The sequence below is a fragment of the Oceanobacillus sp. FSL K6-0251 genome (assembly GCF_038004725.1).
GTDB classification, from domain to species: domain Bacteria; phylum Bacillota; class Bacilli; order Bacillales; family Amphibacillaceae; genus Oceanobacillus; species Oceanobacillus oncorhynchi.
Genome location: NZ_JBBORS010000001.1, coordinates 228,467 through 248,391, shown reverse-complemented (window position 1 = coordinate 248,391; position 19,925 = coordinate 228,467). Strand labels below are relative to the sequence as shown.

Below are 19,925 nucleotides of genomic sequence, written 5' to 3'. Positions count from 1 at the left end.
CAACCACGTACGAATTCCGTTATATATCCTTAGAAAGGAGGTGATCCAGCCGCACCTTCCGATACGGCTACCTTGTTACGACTTCACCCCAATCATTCGTCCCACCTTCGGCGGCTGGCTCCAAAGGTTACCTCACCGACTTCGGGTGTTACGAACTCTCGTGGTGTGACGGGCGGTGTGTACAAGACCCGGGAACGTATTCACCGCGGCATGCTGATCCGCGATTACTAGCGATTCCGGCTTCATGCAGGCGAGTTGCAGCCTGCAATCCGAACTGAGAACGGTTTTATGGGATTTGCTGGACCTCGCGGGTTCGCTTCCCTTTGTTCCGTCCATTGTAGCACGTGTGTAGCCCAGGTCATAAGGGGCATGATGATTTGACGTCATCCCCACCTTCCTCCGGTTTGTCACCGGCAGTCACCTTAGAGTGCCCAACTAAATGCTGGCAACTAAGATTAAGGGTTGCGCTCGTTGCGGGACTTAACCCAACATCTCACGACACGAGCTGACGACAACCATGCACCACCTGTCACTTTGTCCCCGAAGGGAAAACTCTATCTCTAGAGCGGTCAAAGGATGTCAAGACCTGGTAAGGTTCTTCGCGTTGCTTCGAATTAAACCACATGCTCCACCGCTTGTGCGGGTCCCCGTCAATTCTTTTGAGTTTCAGCCTTGCGGCCGTACTCCCCAGGCGGAGTGCTTAATGCGTTAACTTCAGCACTAAGGGGCGGAAACCCCCTAACACCTAGCACTCATCGTTTACGGCGTGGACTACCAGGGTATCTAATCCTGTTCGCTCCCCACGCTTTCGCTCCTCAGCGTCAGTTACAGACCAGAGAGTCGCCTTCGCCACTGGTGTTCCTCCACATCTCTACGCATTTCACCGCTACACGTGGAATTCCACTCTCCTCTTCTGCACTCAAGTCCTCCAGTTTCCAATGCACGTTTGCGGTTGAGCCGCAAGATTTCACATCAGACTTAAAGAACCGCCTGCGAGCGCTTTACGCCCAATAATTCCGGACAACGCTTGCCACCTACGTATTACCGCGGCTGCTGGCACGTAGTTAGCCGTGGCTTTCTGGTCAGGTACCGTCAAGGTACGATCAGTTACTATCGTACTTGTTCTTCCCTGACAACAGAGTTTTACGATCCGAAAACCTTCATCACTCACGCGGCGTTGCTCCGTCAGACTTTCGTCCATTGCGGAAGATTCCCTACTGCTGCCTCCCGTAGGAGTCTGGGCCGTGTCTCAGTCCCAGTGTGGCCGATCACCCTCTCAGGTCGGCTACGCATCGTCGCCTTGGTGAGCCGTTACCTCACCAACTAGCTAATGCGCCGCAGGCCCATCTGTAAGTGACAGCAAAAGCCGCCTTTCAACTTTCCATCAGGTGATAGAAAGTGTTATCCGGTATTAGCTCGCGTTTCCGCGAGTTATCCCAGTCTTACAGGCAGGTTGCCTACGTGTTACTCACCCGTCCGCCGCTCGTTCCACGAACTTCCCTCCGAAGAGTTCCGTTCGCTTCCCGCGCTCGACTTGCATGTATTAGGCACGCCGCCAGCGTTCGTCCTGAGCCAAGATCAAACTCTCCATAAAAGTGTTTGAAACATTAGCTTTCAGAAGTCAACTTCTGACTTATTTTTTAAGAAAAACGAGGTTGTCTTTCTTCTTTCGTACTGGTTGTTTTGTTCAGTTTTCAAAGAGCAATTTGTTTCTGTCGTTTTTAGCGACAAGATATAATTTATCATGTTTCGTTTTTGTTGTCAACACTTTTTTTAAAGTATTTTGTCGAAATAATTTCGCTTTATTTCGTTTGCTTCCGACAACAAAAATTAATATACCATAGAAAATAGAGAAGGGCAATACCTTTTTATAAAAAAATGACTAAACAAATCACTTTTTCTATTTTCTATGTAAAAATGATTGTAAAACCGCAGACTGAGCATCGTCATTTTAATCAGGATGAACAGTTCCAGTCACAATCAGTAAATGTGATACATAATTACAACGCTTTTAGCCGGAATGTTTCATCAGTAATAGTTTTGGTGAAACAAGTAACCACAAAAAGCTCCTTCTGTCTCCTCTCAATTTTAACATTATCTCTGCAAAATATACCTATACCATATATAACTTGCCGTTTCTTTCCTTCGCCAACACATCCGCTGCTCCTCTGGATACCAATTGTCTTTAAAAGAATATTGCAAGCTTGTACATATCTCTATAAACAGAACATATACATAAACTAGAACGAATTATTTCGCACTACTACAAATGCTTGTCATGGGTTGTACTACATTAAAAAAGGAGGAACAAAAGTGAATCACTTCTACACAATTCGTTTGAACCGGAAGAAAATTATATTAAGCACCGTGATTGTTTTAGCAGCAGCCATTCTTATTTGGACGCAAACTCCTTCTATTATGGCTATGTTCACGAAGGATGAGCCTGCTGCTCTTTCAAAAGGGAATGAAGATTTAGAAGATGTTGCCGTCACCTTCAATATCAGTTGGGGAGAGGAAAAAGTAGAAAGCATTCTTGAAGTACTGGAGAAAGAAGAAGTACAAGCTACCTTTTTCGTCAGCGGAGAATGGGCGGAACGTCATCCGGATTTATTAGAAGCAATTTCTGAAGGCACACATGAAATTGGGCTGCTCGGCTATCGTTATAAAAGTTATTTAGATCAGGAACCAGAACAAATAAGACAAGATTTAATAAAAGCACAAGAGGTTATGGATAAATTGGGGTATGAAGATATTCGCCTTCTCCGCACACCTCATGGCCATCTGAATGAAGAAATCATCGAATTGGCAGAAAGTATGCAATTTCAGGTTATTCATTGGAATGTCAACCCGGATGATTGGGAGAATCCCGGAGTAGAATCAATTATTGATGAAGTCATGGAGCAAACAGAAAATGGTGATATCATCCTGCTACACGCTTCTGATAGCGCCAAACAGACTGCCGAAGCTTTAGAGACAGTTCTTCCCGGCTTGAAAAACAAAGGGTATGGTTTAATTACTATATCGGAAATGGTCAACCAGGCAAAAGCAGATACGGAACTTATTGATTAATCCTTGTTTCCATTTCTCAATTCTTCCTCTTTCATAAGGAATTTCATTCACAAATTTAGACTTAGGCGATGAGCCGGTCTTTTAAATATAAATTATCAACACAGACGTAAACGTGAAAGGCAGCTCCCCTCATTATCTGAAGAGGAGCTGTCTTTTTATCATATAGAAGAAACAGCTTCGGCATACTTTTACATAAATCAGATAAAGCAAGCTGACAGAGCTCTTCCATGGTAAGGAAGGAAGGGCTCTGAGACTTACGCTTTCTTCGTTTGCCCTTTTTTTGGATTTGATGCCGATTTTTGCTCCTTTTTCGGTTCTTTTTCCACAAAAGGCAAGCGATGCAGCGTTAACATCTGGTAGGTGTTGCATACTAATAGCGGAACAACCATTAACCAGGCATAATCTGTACCATCTACCATTAAGCCGGGAACCCATTCGACAGTTGTAAAAACAACCATGAAAAAAAGTGCTGGAATAAAAGCTGTCGAATTCGTCCCTTTTGCTTTTATCTTTGCTACAATCCAGCCAATCAAAAGCATCGCAGCAGCAATCAATATAAACCAATAAATTGCTACCTCTCCATCTGTGGCGCGATATGGAAAATAGACCAGATCAAATAAAATAAAAATAATCAAACCAACCTGCACAGTAGGCCAGTATCCTTTAAAAACATTCAGCCCCATCCGATTCACAAATAAATATGCAAAGAAACCTGTCATACTTACCGCCGCAAAAGTCAGGCCAAGCCCTAAAAAGAAAACAAATACCCCAAATAACTCCATTGCATCAAACGGAGACATATATGTAAGATATTCCTCCGGCCGTATAAAAAAGCTCGCAATTAATCCAGCAAGCCCGCCAAGCCAGAATGCTTTCCAAAAGAAATTAACCAATATTCTTGTGTTCAATTCTTCACCCCCTAAAGAAGTAACCACTGGTATTTTATCATGAAGTGACCTATTTTTCTTCATTGCTTGTGTATATTTTGTTAAATTATCAAACATATTAAGAGTGTAGATTATATTCTTATCACTGAAGAAGTATCAACGACTGAAACACATGATTATTGCGGAAAATGTTGATTTTTGGCACCTGAGGCCAAGCTAATGTAATCCCAACCTGAAAATAAATTCATGAAAAAGGTATACTTTCTGATTCCATGAAGAAAGGAGCGTAAATTATGAAACGTCACCTGTCCATTCTATTTCTACTCCTATTGTTTTGCTTTATCTCTGCTTGTGGAAATAATGATGAATCCCGTGAAGCAGAATACGAAACCACGAAACGAATGGTTGTCGATATCCTGCAGACTGAGGAAGGCAAAAAAGCGTTAAAGGATATACTAAACGATGACGAACTGCAGGAAAGCGTGGTTATTGAATCGGATGAAGTAAAAGAGGCAGTTACAAAAGCTTTATCATCTGAAGACAGCAAGGAAAACTGGAAAAAAATGTTCCAAGACCCTGAATTCATACAAACTTATGCGAAATCCATCTCCGCAGAACAAAAGAACCTGATGAAGGACCTGATGCATGATAGTCAGTTTCAAGAGCAAATGATTGAGATATTAAATAACCCTAAGGTGGATGAGCAAATGCTTTCTATCATGACGAGCCAAGCATTCCGTGCTCATTTGGAGAAAACAATTCAAGAAGCGTTTCAATCTCCATTATTTCAGGAAAAGATAGATCAGGCATTAAAAGAAGCTGCCAAGCAAAACGCTTCCGGCGGTGGTGGAGAAAATAGCGGAAATTCCGAAGAGAATAAAGAAGAAAAGAAAAACGAAAACGAAGGCGCAAATTCATCCGGTTAAGGAATTACTGCATGCATTTCTCTAAAACAAATAGGGTGCTGTTTATCTAAACAGACACCCCGTTTGTTTGCACCCCTATTCCTCTAATTTCGCAATGATTTTGGCAGCTACCTTATGATACTCTTTGCCATTTGGATGGTCCTCCTGGTAAACAGACGGCGCGAATTCATCCTCTTCTTCATACGGCTGTTGTAGTGACAATTGACCAAGAACCTTTGTTTTCAAAACATCGGCAAGCTTCTTACCTCCGCCTTTTCCGAAAACATATTCCTTCTCACCGGTTTTCTTGCTTTCAAAATATGCCATATTCTCCACAACACCAAGGATTTCATGATCTGTTTTCAGAGCCATTTGTCCCGCACGAGCCGCTACAAAAGCTGCGGTCGGATGAGGTGTTGTTACAATAACCTCTTTACAAGATGGTAAGAGTTCATGGACATCCATTGCGATATCGCCTGTTCCAGGTGGTAAATCAAGCAATAGATAATCTAATTCTCCCCACTCTACTTCTGTGAAAAAGCTGTTTAACATTTTCCCGAGCATCGGTCCGCGCCAGATAATTGGCGAATTATCTTCCACAAAGAATCCCATGGAGACGACTTTGACACCAAAGCGCTCAACAGGAATAATCTTTTCTCCGCGAACGACTGGTCTTTCCTCGATGCCCATCATATCCGGTACACTAAAGCCATAAATATCTGCATCAATTATTCCTACTTTTTTGCCTAGACGCATCAAGGAAACAGCTAAGTTAACGGTTACAGTTGATTTACCAACACCGCCTTTTCCACTTGCCACGGCGATAAATTGTGTATTAGTGGCGCCGCTGATCAGCGTTTCTTCTTTTTCTTTTTCTGCTTCAGACTGATATTTCTTCACTGTTTCATCAGGAAGCTGTTCAAATCGGAGACCAACTGTATTGGCACCATTCCGTTTTAAAACACCAACAATTTCTTGCTGCATCTGCATCTGCTCGCCAGTATTCATCTTGGAAATTCCAACCTTGACACTGACATGCTTCTTCTCTTCCTTAATGGTAACAGAAGTAATCGCGTTCAATTCCTTCAAGTTTCTATGTAAAAAAGGATCCTTTATAGAGCTGAGTAACTCAATAACCTCTTCTTGTGTTAACATATTTTCACCATCCCTTATGAATCTGTCCAAGTGCAAGTATAACATAAAACGAAACTTCATTCAGTTGGTTTGCTCTTTAACCAACTGAATGTTAGCTTGAGTTAATCAGGAAATGCAGCGTCCGTTTTTCTCCATCTATTATTTACATTTCTTTTCTGTCCCTCGTTGGAGAAATTACGGACGCTCATGCTGCGATAGTATTTATCCATAAAAAAGACCTGACATCTGCCAAAGCCTCTTCACGGGTCAAAGTTAAAAAGCCATCGTCATCCTGGCACTGTTTACTCACTTTCCTCTGCCTGCGGTTCTTCCGTAACGTAACGCAAGATTCCTTCATAAATACTAGCCGCCATTTGTCTCTGATACGTATCATCTTTTAATAGCTCCCGTTCTACCTCATTCGATAAAAAACCAATCTCTACTAACGCACCAGGAACCTCTGCATGCTTTAATAAATACATTTGGTCAATCGCAAGGGGCTGTCTATCCGTATTTTCTAAATTACGGATAATTTCCTCCTGAATCATTGTCGCCAGATGTTCTCCCTCCTCAAACCTTGGGTAATAAAAGGTCTGAGCCCCATGCCACTGGGAATCAGGTAATGCATTTAAATGGATGGAAATAAAAAACTCAGCTTCTTTCTCCTGAATAAACGCTAATCGATTTCGTATATCCTCTGATTTACGATTAGCCAGACCGCTTGTCCCCTCCGCTGCCAGATCCACATCCTCTTCACGCGTCAAATGAACAATCGCACCATGCTGCATCAAATAAGACTGCACAATTTTAGCTACAGACAGTGCAATATCTTTTTCAACGGTGCCGTCTGATCCTACCGCGCCGCCATCTGGTCCGCCGTGCCCCGGATCAATAACAATCACTTTTCCGTTTAACGGCATCGACCACGTAGAATTAGAAGAATTAATTGCTTGTTTGGTGGGATACTGTAATAAGAAAATAAGTAATAATAAACCAAGAAACCAGAAGGCCTGCTTTTTCTTTTTAGACATATTGTCTCGTTCCTTTCGTTCCCATCTTCAGGGATGTATTTTGGCACTATCCAGAAATAGTCGATATAAGGATGGCAATAATACATGTTAGTAACCTTTTACCGGGACGAGCAGCCGCTGTCTCAAGCTAATCTGAGAAAAACGGATTCTTCACACGTTCTGCTATTACAAAGCTGTTTCCTACAGCATGTACAAACGTTAAGGAATATAAACTGCCAAAGCCTTTATTAAAATTTATGGGCGCATCCTTAGGTTTATGACTTATCTTTTGTAGTATGCTAAAATAAAAATAAATGTTTGAAACTGTTCCTCATGTGATATTGTATATTTAGGAATAATGATTCGGAGGTATGATTATGGCTGATTGGATATTAATTGTATTAGGTATTGGAGCTGTTCTGATTGGACTTGGTTTATTGGCGGTAGCTGCTTTTCTTTTTCTAAAATTAGGAGGGGCGGGCAAACTCATCGCAAGTGCTCAAAAAACAACGGATCAACTGCCGGAGCAAGTAGAAGGCATCACCTCGCAAATAACAGATGTCCTTAAAACAGGAAATGAAACCTTGCAGCAAGTGAATCAACAAATCAAGGAATTATCTCCTTTATTCTACTTAGTTGGTGATGCAGGACGAGCTACACACAACCTGTCGTCGTCTGTACTTAAAACAGCAAATCAATTACAGGAAACTACAGAAGAAGCAAATATGACGATAGCCAATAAAAATTTGCAAGGCATTTATGGCTTAGCTACTATTGGATATTTTCTTGTAAAACAGAACAGAAAGTAGCTCCATTCAAAAACGCTTGGAACAAAGGTTCCAAGCGTTTTTTTTACTTTTCTTCTGCAATTCTATTTTCTACTTCCTGCCGTATCTCCTGAAGCTCTGTCGATTTTTGAAAACCATCATGATACAGACGCTGTTCAAAATCACGCAGACGAGTTAATAATGACGGATTTTCTTCTAAATTTCGTTTCTTATCTACATAAGAACTTGCTGCCCAGCCTAATACAGCACCAACAGCTGAACTGACAACGATACCCGTTTTAGATCCTTTATTGCTCATGGGTATATGCCCGTTTCTCGCGTTTTAAATCCCGCTTTTTCTTTAACCAATAATAACCAAGGGCAACTCCGCCATACACGCCGCCTAAGTTGTTTTTACCGGAAACTTCCTGACCAACTTCTGTTTTTGTTTTTACAGAATCCGTTACATCCACTAAGGAAGAAGATAGCTTCCGTGTTGCATTCCCAACATCACCAACGATATAAAACAGCGGGCTCAGCTGCTCCATCTTGTTATTAATATCAGCTAAAGCCTGGTTACTTTCATGCATAATACTTGTTGTCTCTTTTAAAATACCATCCATTTGCTCCGGTAATTGCTGTACTGTCTTATCGACGCCGCTTAATACACTTGCTAAGTTATTTAATAAATGAGCAATAAAAATAGCTAAAATAACACTTGCGACTCCAATAATAATGACGCCGACTCCGATTAATGTCATTTTACTTCCTCCCTCGTCTGGTTGACTTTATTTGTTTTACCTGCCTGGTAACTTTTATAAATCTGCATCGCAGCTTCACTCCACGTGATACCTTTCATTGCCAGATTTAATTTTTCTTCCAATTTCGCATCATCCAATGCTTGTCGTTTCACTTTATAAGCTTCATTTAAGCTCTGGACAGAGGTGCCTACATCTTCTAAAGACCCAAAGACACTGTCTGTTGCCTGCAGCTTCTCGTGCGTATCATCAATTAAATGGTTCACTTCTTGTAAGGATGTCGAAATTTCAGGTGTGATGTGATTCATTTCTTCTTCCATTTTTACGACTGATTTGCCGAGCGAACGAATATTATACGTAAGCCGATTTAACATAAAGGCTATATAACAACACACGACCGCAAACGCGATAGCAACAAGTAAAATCCCTACGGAAATAATAGGCATATGTAAAAAACCCCTCCTTCTTCAAAATATAAGCGCGTATAAGTTTGGGCTTGAATATTTCTTATCTAAGAACAGCTGCACCCGGCTCCTGCTTGTTCAAAAGGACCAAATGGCCTTGCCGATTCTCTTCGATTGCCGCCCATATTTCTCAATTTTTTCAATCAGACTTTTTGAATAGCCTCTTTAAACAATATTATACCACCTGCCAAAATAAATAAAACGTTTCTTCTTTATAATATCAGAAAACCCGGCATTCGTTAAAGGGAGTCATACAAGTACATGGTATTTTCTTCAAATTCTTTGCCCACTGACGCACAACTCTTCAGGCAAACAAACGCCTCCCCAGACAATCTTCCTGCGGTGATGAAAATCATCAAGGCTGGTGTTCGTCTTCTGTCATACGTACAGAAAGTTATCTTATTTCCCATTTACCAAGATTACATCTCTTCATTTTTGGGTATAGAATTTACATACCTTCATCTTTCCCTAATCGTTATGGATATATTTATTCCATTTTTCAGGGACTCCCTCTAAAATGGAAAGGTATGAAAAAATTTTATTGGAGGCGACTATGGATATTAAACAATTCGGCAAAGATTTTATGAAACGTTTCACCGAAAATAATACGACATTACTTGCAGCTGCGCTTGCTTATTATTTTCTATTAGCCGTCTTCCCGCTTCTTATCGTTGGCTTTGCAATTATCCCTTATTTTAACATAAGCCCGGAAGATGCTGTCGGGTTCCTCGGCTCCATCTTACCGCAAGAGCTTGCAGCAACCTTTGAAGAAAATATTATCAGCTTGGTAGAGACCCCCCGCGGCGGATTATTGACTGTCGGGATTTTAGGTACAATCTGGTCTGCATCCAACGGAATCAATGCTTTCATTAAGGTATCCAATCAAGCATTTGAAGTGGAAGAAACCAGATCATTTATTAAAGCCCGCGGAATAGCTATCCTGCTGACTATCGGCGTACTGTTAGCGGCCATTTCATCTATCATTTTGCTTGTATTCGGAGATGCTATTATCAATTTCTTGATTTCCTTTATCGGCATCAGCGAAGGCACCGGGTTTATTCTGCAAATCTCACGTTTAGTGATGGTCATTGTAATTGTTACCATTATTTTACTCGGCTTATATCGTTTTGCGCCCAATAAACGGCTTCCTTTCCGCCATATTTTACCTGGAACATTAACAGCAAGTATTTTATGGCTGGTGAGTTCTTTTGCTTTTTCCATTTATGTATCTAACTTCGGCAATTACTCTGCAACGTATGGAAGTCTTGGAGGAATTATCATTCTGATGATCTGGTTCTTCTTAACAGGTATTATTCTTCTGGTAGGCGCGTTATTAAATAGTATGTATCACCAGAAAAAAATAGATGATGCTACAGAAGCCAAAAAAGAAACGGCAAGCAGTAAGGAAGTCTAATGGAAAAAACCAAAGTCTGTCTTCTTGATATAGAGGATCGACTTTGGTTTTTATTGTAGTTTAGAAAAAATCTGCAAGATACGGATGTTTTTTCTTAGGGAGATACGTATCCAGCTTTATCATATTTTCTAATTCACCTGAGATAAACGCCTGCTGGTAAAGCTGCTCCAAGGTTTGTTTCCCTAACAAAATCATCGTTAATTGTTGAATTGTCACCGATGCTGTCACATTCTCTCCTGCCGTCTCCTCTGTTTTTTCTGCATAATGTGATCCGTTTTGAAAATAAATCTGATAAACGCCACTGTTTTCTTCCAAAACGCCATCTTCCACTTTCAATCTAAAGCTTTCTTCCTTTTCTGCCGGCGTCAAAAATGGATATACCTTTAGAAAGGCTTCTACATCAACAATTCTTGTCATAAAATATGGCTTTTGTTCTTGCTTTGCTCTCGGCTCTTCCAGAAAAAGCGGAAATAAATCATCATCCGGCAGTGTCATCTGTACTTCCTTTGCCATTGAATCATGATTAGCAATAAACTGAAGCAGCCGCTTTTTACTTTCCGGGGTAACCGCAGCCCATTCATCGATGTCCAGCTTACTATTCTTTACCTGATAACGGACATATCCGTCTGCCTTGCCCGCATCATCATAACTAATCGCTGTAATTAATTCTTCTTTACTGAAAATCTTGTGCTCCCACCAATGATTATCGCGTACCAGCATCCCTGTATACTGTTCGGTATAAGCATGATAAACCTCTTTTAAAATCGCTTCTTCACCCTTTTTCATCCGACGCACACAGCCTGTTATATCCTTGTATTTAGGCACATGTTCCATTGGAATTGTAAACTGCATTTCATTGATGGTCATTTCCCAGCCAAACTTCCGGTAAAACGGGACACTGAATGGCGCCAAATAAGAAACAAGATAACCTGCTTTTTTCATTTCACCTAGAGCGTGGATAAGCAGCTGCCGAACAGCTCCTTTCCTCCGATACTCCGGCCAAGTTGCCACAGAGGCAATGCCCCCTGTTTTGATAACCTTGCCATGGATACGTGTTTCCAATGGAATCAGATGGACCTTTGCAGCAAGATTTTCTCCTTCCACCCAGCCCCAAACTGTTTCATTCTTTTTTGCTTCTTTTTTCTTTTCTATTTCTCCTGGTGCGGGTGTAACTTGAAAGGCAAAAGCGGACAGATCATAAATTTCATCATTGGTTACTGGAATTTGTTTAATCATAACAGTCCTCCTCTTTGACGGATAAAATGAAACTTCATTCAGTGAAAATGATACGGGCGATTCCTCTTTTAAAGCCAATTATTTCTTCTGCTGGCGGTACAAATCAATCGATTTATACCCTTGAGACAAAATATCAAGCATTTGCTGTTTACGCTTGTCACGTGTTTTTTGCTGTTTCGCGGAAAAAAGATAGCGCGCCCAGTCTTTTTGATAGCCAGGTGTCAGACTCTGATAAAATGAAAGCACCTCAGGAAATGCTGCCAATAACGCTTCAATATCTTTCACATTCTCGGCATAATCTGCTACGCGCTGGCTCGACGAGGCGGATTTCTTCTCTTTTTGCTTCTCGCGTTTTAAGCCAATTACGGTAAACACGTCATCCATACTTACCATACGGGCAAATTTCAGATCACTTCCTGACACATACCCTTCTTCGTCCACCTTCATAGCGGGGAAAATCTCATCTCTATGGATAGAGGTTGTATACCGCTTATTTCCCTTTTTAGGGTAGGCAAAAAATAAATATCCTTTGGGAAGCAGTAATTGCTGCTCTAAAATTTGATTTGTATATGTAATCATCTCATCCAACGTTTCTACAAAAATAAATATCGCATCATGCTCTTGTTGCAATGCTTGATTTGATTCCGTGAATACACCATAGTCATTCGGCTGATTAATAACAGCCATACTGTTGTATTTATGAAGCTTTAATTTATCTATAATTGACATAATATTCACTCCCTGCCTTATGTAAATATATCATTTTTACCAAGAATCAAGAAAGCATATTGATGGGCAAATACGGTGTTCTCGTTCTTTTCTATTCAGTAAAGCACATTATCATTTTTCTCTAATTTCAAATGTTCAACCATAAAGGATACGAGTGTATCTAACGGGTTAATAATCGGCTTCGATGAATTACCCTCCACCTGCCGGGATGCCTCAACCATAGATAATTGCGCAACAGAAATAATTTTATTATTATCCTTTGTCATTTGATTTAAGAACTCGGAAATTTTTTGATTATATTCTTTTTTCATCCCCTGCATGATCAAGTCAAAAGTATCATAGATAATTTTAACTTCTATATCTAACGGTTGCTGATGACAATCTGCATGCTGCTTCAGACGTTCCATCGTCCCTTTAACAGTTGCAGGGTTTGAAAAAAGAATAACCTGAGGCTGATCTATCTGGCAAATGGAATCAAAAAAAGGTTCATCGATTTTTATAATCGGCACAGCTATAGAGAGCTGGTCTTCCTTTAAAAGGCCTATATAATTTGTACAAGTAATAAGGATGGCATCGACATCACATTGAGCCATCCACGCTATTTGTTCATTGACTTTCTTTTGAGCGTCGGATTCTTGGAATTTTTCATCAGAAGTAACTCGATACATTAATGCAGGATCAACAAAATGAATCAATTCGATATTAAATTCGGAAAGTACATCATCCAAATATTTTATATTGGAGTAATGAGCGTGTAAACATCCCATTCTTTTTCTCATCGTTATCCCGCCCCATCTTATTTTTTCATGCTGCTTACTTTACACGGAGTGATATTAAAAAGTCCCGGAATCAACCAATTGACTCCGGGACATCATAGCATTATTAAAAATCAAACATCTTTCTCACAAATTCATTAAAACCATTGTGAATGGAATACACCATCTTTATCCTTACGCTCATACGTATGCGCACCGAAATAATCGCGCTGCGCCTGGATTAAGTTAGCTGGCAGGTCCTCTGAACGATAGCTGTCATAGTAAGCAATCGCACTCGCGAACGTCGGTACAGCAACACCATGCTGCACAGCTAAAGAAACAACCTTACGAAGAGACGCTTGATATCCTTCAACAATCTCTTTGAAGTATGGATCGAGCATCAGGTTTGGCAGATCTCCATCGCGATCATATGCTTCTTTGATTTTTTGCAGGAAGTTTGCACGGATAATACATCCGCCGCGCCAAATCATTGCGATATCGCCATATTTCAAGTCCCAATTGTTTTCTTCAGACGCTGCACGCATTTGCGCAAAGCCCTGTGCGTAAGAAACAATTTTACTCATGTAAAGCGCCTGACGAATTGCTTCCACAAGCTCTTCTTTGCTCTCAGATACTTCCGTTTTAGCAGGACCGGAGAACACTTTGCTTGCTTTTACGCGCTCGTCTTTTAAGGAAGAAATAAAACGTGCAAATACAGACTCTGTAATTAATGGAAGCGGCACACCTAAGTCCAGGGCATTTTTGCTTGTCCATTTTCCAGTACCTTTTTGGCCCGCTTTATCAAGGATCACTTCCACTAACGGTTTGCCCGTTTCCTCATCCACTTTTGTGAAAATATCTGCTGTAATTTCAATTAGAAAGCTGTCTAGCTCTCCTTTATTCCACTCTTTAAACACTTCATGCAATTCTTTTGCATCTAAGCCGACCACATTCTTCATTAAATCATATGCTTCAGCGATTAACTGCATATCTCCATATTCAATTCCATTATGAACCATTTTCACAAAATGTCCTGCACCATTTGGTCCGATATACGTTACACATGGTTCGCCATCTACTTTAGCAGAAATTGCTTCAAAGATTGGAGCAACTAAATCATATGCTTCTTTTTGTCCGCCAGGCATCATAGAAGGTCCTTTTAATGCGCCTTCTTCCCCGCCGGATACACCAGTTCCAATGAAATGGATACCGGTTTTATCTAATTCCTCATTACGGCGCATCGTATTTTCATAAAGTGTATTTCCTCCATCAATCAACACGTCGCCGTCTTCTAAGTATGGCTGCAGGGATGCGATCGTTGCATCTGTCGCTGGTCCAGCTTTCACCATAAGCATTATTCTGCGGGGCTTCTCTAAAGATTGAACAAAATCTTCAATCGTTTCGGCACCATAGAAGTTCTTCCCTTTTGCTTCGTTTGCCATAAATTCTTCTGTTTTCTGGTAGGTACGGTTGAAAACAGATACAGCGAAGCCACGGCTTTCTATATTTAATGCAATATTTTTACCCATAACAGCTAAGCCAATAACACCAATCTCTTGCTTCATATATACTCGATCCTCTCTGCCTAAAAATTTAAAATGAACCTTTTCCTATTATAACGGATTTCTTCTAAAGAAACCAAGTCCCACGCTATTTTTTCTCAATACTATGATAACTTGGCCGATTTTTTGACAGAGAAAAATCACCAATCCGCAGCATCACATCAAACTGCGAATCGATGATTTTTCTAGTTACACACAAAGCTCCTTAGCATCCGCAAGGGCCTTGCGGCGGACAAGGATGATGCGGCTTTCCGCACATAACATGCTGTTCTTTAATATCATTTACAACAGATTCTGTATGAGGGAAATAGTGTTTGTGTGTTGTCATATGCTTATTAACATTTGTAGTGTGACTAGGATGGACATGCTTTACCTCAGTATTAGAAACGTTTGTTTTAACGTATTGCTTTGTTGGAGATACTTGTGTTGGGCCTTGTTGTGTAGGTGATACTTGTGGTGCACAGTATTCTGGCTGCATTTGTTGCTGCGGCATTTGCTGCATTGGCATTTGCTGTGGCATTCCATTGCAATTCCCATTCATCCCATTCATAGAAGCTCCTTGTACCTGTTGATTTTGGTTCCCCCAGCCTTGATTAAATTGTCCTTGATGATGTTTGTTACTACCTCTCACCGTAAAGGACCTCCTTTCCATTTCTTTAATCTTTCTCTATAGACTATGTGTCCCCCCCGTACTCGGTTTGATATAATAACCTATTTTTCAGGAATTTCTCTTGGATTCTTATTTAAGTGGCGATTCTAAAAAGGAACAGAGAGCTTTATTCTCCTGTTCTTTGTATGAGAGAGGGATTAGGATAAAAGTGTCAGATTAATTACATCCAAAATCGGGAAACTTTATACAATAGAAGCGTCATATTTAGTTCAGTTACTGGAGTGATATAATGGAATTTTTAACAGGATACTTACCAATCATGCTTGGCGTTGCCGCTATTCTCATATTAATAAGTATATTTGTGAAAGAGAAACGGATTGTTCCACCGATGGTTGTCAGTTCAATCAGCCTTATTTCTATCTTTATCAGTTATTTCTTTGAGGGGGAAGATGCCGCTCTTATCGGCAATATCAGTCTGGCTGCCTTTATCAGTTCCGTCATTGTTCTGATTATAATGACAGCTATTTCCTGGTCTCGTACACGTCCAAAAGCATAAGATTGGCTGCCTCCATCGGAGGAATTACAGCAAGTCCGGCTGTGAAAATATTGCTTAAACAAAAATCCCAGAATGTCTTCCGTTCAAATAATAGAAGACATCCTGGGGTTTGTTTGTTTCCAAATCAAAAGTGTAAACTATCGAAAGATACCTTTCAGGTTACCGCCGGCATTTTTTGGTTAAAACGCTTTGCAATTTCCTTTCCTATTTCAATCGAGCACGTTGCAGCAGGTGATGGCGCATTCAACACATGTAAACTTGACGCATTTTCTTCAAAATAGAAATCATCTAGCATGGTCCCATCCGGTTTCATCGCTTGCGCACGTACTCCCGCTTCCATCGGCTTGATATCCGCTGCTGTTAATGAAGGAATTAATTTTTGTGCTTCTTTGACAAATGCTTTTTTACTAAATGACCGATAATATTCACCGATAGCTTCCTTCATGTTTTTTATGCCCATTCGATACAGCCCCGGAAAGGTTATGATTTGCGTTGTTTCTTTCAGGTTAAAACCAATTTTTTGATATGCTTCTTTTTTAAATCCCAACACGGCATTAGGCCCTACATCGACTCCGCCGCCAATCATATTTGTAAAATGGACACCCAGGAATGGCAAATCCGGATTAGGGACTGGATAAATCAACGTTTTTACATAATGTTCAATACGCTCATCTAATTCAAAATACTCGCCGCGAAATGGAATAATTTGAACATCTGTCTCGATACGCGCCATACGAGCCAGTTTATCACTATATAACCCGGCACAATTAATCAAATAATCCGCTTCATATGTCGTTTCATTCGTTACTACGGTTATTTTTTCTGTTTCCATTTGGATATCTTTCACTTCATTATGTAACCGCAGCATGCCGCCATTTTCTATAAACAGCTCGGCGTATTTCTCTGTAACCTTTTTAAAATCCACAATGCCGGTATTTTTAACGTGGATCCCGCCGACTGTATTTACAAATGGTTCAATCTCTTTTACTTCATCACGGCTTAAACGTTCGACATCTAATCCATTTTCGATTCCCCGCTCATATAGTTTATTCATATTCGCAAGCTGGGACTCACTTGTTGCTACAATTACTTTGCCACATTGGTTATACTCAATTTGATGCTTTTCACAGAACTCCACCATAGATTTCGATCCATTACGGGCAAATCTCGCTTTGTAGGAGCCCGGTTTATAATAAATTCCTGAATGAATCACACCGCTATTATGTCCTGTCTGATGCTTCGCTACCTCTGCTTCTTTATCTACGACTGCAATGTCTTTATCTGGATGCTTTTTCGATAGCTGGTAAGCGGTGCTCAAGCCAATAATCCCTGCTCCAACAATCACTATGTCTACTTTCACTGTGCTTCCCCTGCCTCTGCTTAAGTTGTTTGAATACCGCAAGCTTCCGCGACTACTTCCACAATATGCTTCACTGAAATCACATCCGATAAGCCTTCTCTTTCTACTCCCAGCTGCATTTGGATATGACAGCCCGGATTGGAAGTGATGATTAATTCCGGTCTTGCTGTTTTAACGTTTTTCATCTTCATATCTAAAATTTGCATGGATTCCTCAAAATGCAGGATATTATAAATACCTGCTGAGCCACAGCAGAGCGCTTTATCTTTTAACTCCATGTAGTTCAGGCCGGGAATACGTTTAATGATTTTTAACGGGTCCTCAAACACCTGCTGTACATTCTCCAAATGACATGACGGCTGAAATACAGCATTCTTCGGAATTTCATATTGAAAATCCAAATCAGCCATTGCCATCAGTTCAGAAATATCCCTAACCTTTGCCGTAAACTTTAATGCCCGCTCATGCCATTCCGTTCCTTCCTGAAATAACTTAGGGTATTCTTTTAACGTCGCTCCACAGCCGCCGACGGTATTAACAATATAGTCAAAGTCATATCCCTCATAGGCTGCGATATTTTTCTTGGCTAGCTCTACCGTCTGATTGTGCTCTCCTGCATGATGCTGCAGGGCACCACAGCATGTTTGTGACGGAATATTCGTCACTTCCATTCCATGTCCGTTTAAAATGTTAACAGCTAGATCATTAATCCGGCTGAAAAATACGTCCATAATACAGCCTTGAAAGAAACCAACCTGAATTGCTGATTTTCTAAAAGGATTCGGCGGATTTTTCAGCCGCTTACTTAGTTGGACTTCCGGCATGGCTTTATTCAAGTCTCGGTATTTCTCCATCGGTTTTAGAAGATTACGCCGATTAACCACACGCTTCACTCCGGTCACCTGATAAGCATATAAACTCCTGTTCACCAGTCTCAGAATCTGTTTGTTTTTCAAAACCACTTTAAAAGCAGCTGTTCTGACTCCCTTCTCGAACAGTCCCATTTTTTTATTATCTTTCAGCACCTCGACGGCCGACATCAGAATATCGCCGTAACGGACATTGGTGGGGCATACTGTCTCACATGCCCGGCAACCCAGACATAAATCAATCCCTTCCCGCATGTCTTCTATATCTATCTTTCCTTCCGCTGCCATCTGCACTAAATTAATACGCCCTCTCGGTGAATGCTTTTCTTTTTTAAAAGCCAGATAGGTGGGGCAAGCAGGCAAGCAGTACCCGCATTGCACACAATCAAAGGTTGCCTGATAATCCAATTTTTCAATTAATTGCTCAGTCATTTTTTAACACTAACCTTTTCTCTCCCGCTTCCGGGAATATTTTTCCTGGATTCAAGATATTCTTCGGATCAAGCGCTTGTTTAATCGCTTTCTGGAATACCATGCCGGCTTCTCCTACTTCTTTTGGGAAAAACGGTTTTTTCATCGTTCCGATTCCATGTTCACCTGATAAGGTCCCGCCTAATTCAATGGCGTAATGAAAGATTTCTTCGACCGCATCCTCCACTCTGGTAACTTCATCCGCATCCCGCATATTGGTATTAATCGTTGGGTGCAGGTTGCCATCACCAGCGTGGCCAAATACAACAATATTCAGATTATACTTTTTCTTCATTTCATCTATCTTCCGAAACATGTCTGGAATCTTACTCAACGGGACGGTCGCATCTTCTGATATTTTGGTGTAGCCGCTTTGGACAATTGCAGGTGAAACTAATTTTCTCACCTGCCAGAGCCTTGCTTCTTCCTCTTTGGTTTTCGCAATTTGCACATTCTCTACACCAATTTCTAAAAGAGCCTGCTGAATAACATGCAGTTCCTTCATCAATACATCTGTATCCCCATCCACTTCAACAAGCAGAATAGCCGCGGCCGTTCTGGGTAAATCCAGTCCGGCATAATCCTCCACTTTGTTTATCGCATTCTGATCAAGAATCTCCATTTTAGAAGGTCTTACTCCCGATGTTAATATTTTGGAAATAGACTTTCCTGCAGTATACAAATCCTCGAATATAATCATTGCTGTCTTCGTATCCATCGGCTTTGGAATCAGCCTTAAAGTTGCCTCTGTAATAATTCCAAGGGTCCCCTCTGATCCGATTAAAAGCTTCGTTAAATCATAGCCGGTCACATTTTTAACGGTATTTCCACCCGTACGGATAACTTCTCCTTCCGCGGTAACCACCTCCAGCCCCAATACATAATCCTTTGTCACACCATACTTTACTCCTCGGGGACCGCCGGCGTTTTCTGCTAAATTCCCGCCAATAGTGCAGATCGAGGAAGAAGAAGGGTCGGGCGCATACATTAAGTTATACTTTTCTGCCAATTGATGAATATCTCCTGTTTTCACACCTGGACTTGCCTTGATTAACAAATCATCCGGAAAAATTTCCAGATACTGATTCCACTGGGAAAAATCCATTACAATACCTGCGTGTACAGGTAGAGGACCTCCAGAAAGGCTTGTGCTCGCTCCTCTTGGATAAATGGGAATTTCATAAGCATTCGCCAGCTGTACAATTTTCTGTACCTCTTCCGTTGACATCACTTGAACAACATAATCCGGCATATACTGCCCAAAGGACGCATCATAGCCGTATGAGACACGGTCATCCACATCTATTAACAAACGCTCTCCTACTATTTCAGTCAATTTTTCTATTATTTTTTCTTTCATTATTTAACC

At 40.9% G+C, this 19,925-nt stretch carries 19 protein-coding genes and 1 rRNA gene; 5 read left to right on the top strand and 15 right to left on the bottom strand.

Going from position 1 to position 19,925, the window contains the following annotated elements; genetic code table 11:
- Positions 1-33 precede the first annotated feature (33 nt).
- A 16S ribosomal RNA gene (locus MKY45_RS01310) occupies positions 34-1,594 on the bottom strand.
- A 719-nt stretch (positions 1,595-2,313) separates the two neighbouring features.
- Between MKY45_RS01310 and pdaB the strand changes: the two genes are divergently transcribed.
- The gene (pdaB, locus tag MKY45_RS01305; protein WP_256705517.1) at positions 2,314-3,069 is read left to right on the top strand and encodes a polysaccharide deacetylase family sporulation protein PdaB; all 756 of its coding nucleotides are present in this window, start codon (positions 2,314-2,316) and stop codon (positions 3,067-3,069) included.
- 254 nt (positions 3,070-3,323) lie between these two features.
- Here the strand turns inward: pdaB and MKY45_RS01300 are convergent, their stop codons facing one another.
- The gene (locus MKY45_RS01300; protein ID WP_193064229.1) at positions 3,324-3,977 is read right to left on the bottom strand and encodes a KinB-signaling pathway activation protein; all 654 of its coding nucleotides are present in this window, start codon (positions 3,975-3,977) and stop codon (positions 3,324-3,326) included.
- 272 nt (positions 3,978-4,249) lie between these two features.
- Here MKY45_RS01300 and gerD point away from each other — a divergent pair, with 272 nt between their 5' ends.
- On the top strand, positions 4,250-4,882 hold the full coding sequence (gene gerD / locus MKY45_RS01295; RefSeq protein ID WP_042531002.1) for a spore germination lipoprotein GerD: 633 nt from the start codon (positions 4,250-4,252) through the stop codon (positions 4,880-4,882).
- Positions 4,883-4,957: 75 nt separating this feature from the next.
- Here gerD and MKY45_RS01290 read toward each other — a convergent pair whose 3' ends face one another.
- Positions 4,958-6,016: an Mrp/NBP35 family ATP-binding protein gene (locus MKY45_RS01290; RefSeq protein WP_042531000.1), complete on the bottom strand. Its 1,059-nt coding sequence runs from the start codon at positions 6,014-6,016 to the stop codon at positions 4,958-4,960.
- Between the two features lie 281 nt (positions 6,017-6,297).
- Positions 6,298-7,026 (bottom strand): N-acetylmuramoyl-L-alanine amidase CwlD, encoded by a 729-nt coding sequence (cwlD, locus tag MKY45_RS01285; RefSeq protein WP_042530998.1) that lies wholly within the window; start codon positions 7,024-7,026, stop codon positions 6,298-6,300.
- A gap of 356 nt (positions 7,027-7,382) precedes the next feature.
- Between cwlD and MKY45_RS01280 the strand changes: the two genes are divergently transcribed.
- Positions 7,383-7,814, top strand: a complete 432-nt coding sequence (locus MKY45_RS01280; RefSeq protein ID WP_042530996.1) for a DUF948 domain-containing protein — start codon at positions 7,383-7,385, stop codon at positions 7,812-7,814.
- A gap of 43 nt (positions 7,815-7,857) precedes the next feature.
- Here MKY45_RS01280 and MKY45_RS01275 read toward each other — a convergent pair whose 3' ends face one another.
- The 3 genes from MKY45_RS01275 to MKY45_RS01265 are packed head-to-tail and all read right to left on the bottom strand — an operon-like array spanning position 7,858 to position 8,976.
- Complete coding sequence (locus MKY45_RS01275; RefSeq protein WP_042530993.1) at positions 7,858-8,091, bottom strand: hypothetical protein; 234 nt, start codon at positions 8,089-8,091, stop codon at positions 7,858-7,860.
- Positions 8,081-8,533, bottom strand: coding sequence for a DUF948 domain-containing protein (locus MKY45_RS01270; protein ID WP_042530991.1), 453 nt, complete (start codon positions 8,531-8,533; stop codon positions 8,081-8,083). The genes MKY45_RS01275 and MKY45_RS01270 overlap by 11 nt, the downstream gene beginning before the upstream one ends.
- Positions 8,530-8,976, bottom strand: a complete 447-nt coding sequence (locus MKY45_RS01265; RefSeq protein ID WP_193064228.1) for a DUF948 domain-containing protein — start codon at positions 8,974-8,976, stop codon at positions 8,530-8,532. The genes MKY45_RS01270 and MKY45_RS01265 overlap by 4 nt, the downstream gene beginning before the upstream one ends.
- Before the next feature lie 571 nt (positions 8,977-9,547).
- On the opposite strand from MKY45_RS01265, the gene MKY45_RS01260 reads away from it, so the two are divergent.
- Complete coding sequence (locus tag MKY45_RS01260) at positions 9,548-10,408, top strand: YihY/virulence factor BrkB family protein (RefSeq protein ID WP_042535876.1); 861 nt, start codon at positions 9,548-9,550, stop codon at positions 10,406-10,408.
- Between the two features lie 60 nt (positions 10,409-10,468).
- Here MKY45_RS01260 and MKY45_RS01255 read toward each other — a convergent pair whose 3' ends face one another.
- The 5 genes from MKY45_RS01255 to MKY45_RS23210 form a co-directional block, all read right to left on the bottom strand.
- A complete protein-coding gene (locus MKY45_RS01255) occupies positions 10,469-11,644 on the bottom strand; it encodes a GNAT family N-acetyltransferase (RefSeq protein ID WP_193064226.1) in 1,176 nt (391 codons plus the stop codon).
- A gap of 78 nt (positions 11,645-11,722) precedes the next feature.
- The gene (locus MKY45_RS01250) at positions 11,723-12,373 is read right to left on the bottom strand and encodes a YdeI/OmpD-associated family protein (protein ID WP_042530983.1); all 651 of its coding nucleotides are present in this window, start codon (positions 12,371-12,373) and stop codon (positions 11,723-11,725) included.
- 95 nt (positions 12,374-12,468) lie between these two features.
- Complete coding sequence (locus tag MKY45_RS01245) at positions 12,469-13,152, bottom strand: hypothetical protein (RefSeq protein ID WP_042530981.1); 684 nt, start codon at positions 13,150-13,152, stop codon at positions 12,469-12,471.
- 134 nt (positions 13,153-13,286) lie between these two features.
- The gene (gene gndA, locus MKY45_RS01240) at positions 13,287-14,693 is read right to left on the bottom strand and encodes an NADP-dependent phosphogluconate dehydrogenase (RefSeq protein WP_042530979.1); all 1,407 of its coding nucleotides are present in this window, start codon (positions 14,691-14,693) and stop codon (positions 13,287-13,289) included.
- A 202-nt stretch (positions 14,694-14,895) separates the two neighbouring features.
- Entirely contained in the window at positions 14,896-15,321 is a 426-nt protein-coding gene (locus MKY45_RS23210) for a CotD family spore coat protein (RefSeq protein WP_374705762.1), read from the bottom strand.
- 268 nt (positions 15,322-15,589) lie between these two features.
- On the opposite strand from MKY45_RS23210, the gene MKY45_RS01230 reads away from it, so the two are divergent.
- Positions 15,590-15,856, top strand: coding sequence for a hypothetical protein (locus MKY45_RS01230; protein ID WP_042530976.1), 267 nt, complete (start codon positions 15,590-15,592; stop codon positions 15,854-15,856).
- A 154-nt stretch (positions 15,857-16,010) separates the two neighbouring features.
- Here MKY45_RS01230 and lhgO read toward each other — a convergent pair whose 3' ends face one another.
- From lhgO to MKY45_RS01215, 3 genes are read right to left on the bottom strand one after another with little or no spacing between them, the layout of a single operon-like run.
- Positions 16,011-17,216 (bottom strand): L-2-hydroxyglutarate oxidase, encoded by a 1,206-nt coding sequence (gene lhgO, locus MKY45_RS01225; RefSeq protein WP_193064225.1) that lies wholly within the window; start codon positions 17,214-17,216, stop codon positions 16,011-16,013.
- A gap of 20 nt (positions 17,217-17,236) precedes the next feature.
- Complete coding sequence (locus tag MKY45_RS01220; protein WP_256705514.1) at positions 17,237-18,517, bottom strand: (Fe-S)-binding protein; 1,281 nt, start codon at positions 18,515-18,517, stop codon at positions 17,237-17,239.
- Positions 18,510-19,916, bottom strand: coding sequence for an FAD-binding oxidoreductase (locus tag MKY45_RS01215; protein ID WP_042530970.1), 1,407 nt, complete (start codon positions 19,914-19,916; stop codon positions 18,510-18,512). Before MKY45_RS01215 ends, MKY45_RS01220 begins: the two co-directional genes overlap by 8 nt.
- Positions 19,917-19,925: the final 9 nt, after the last annotated feature.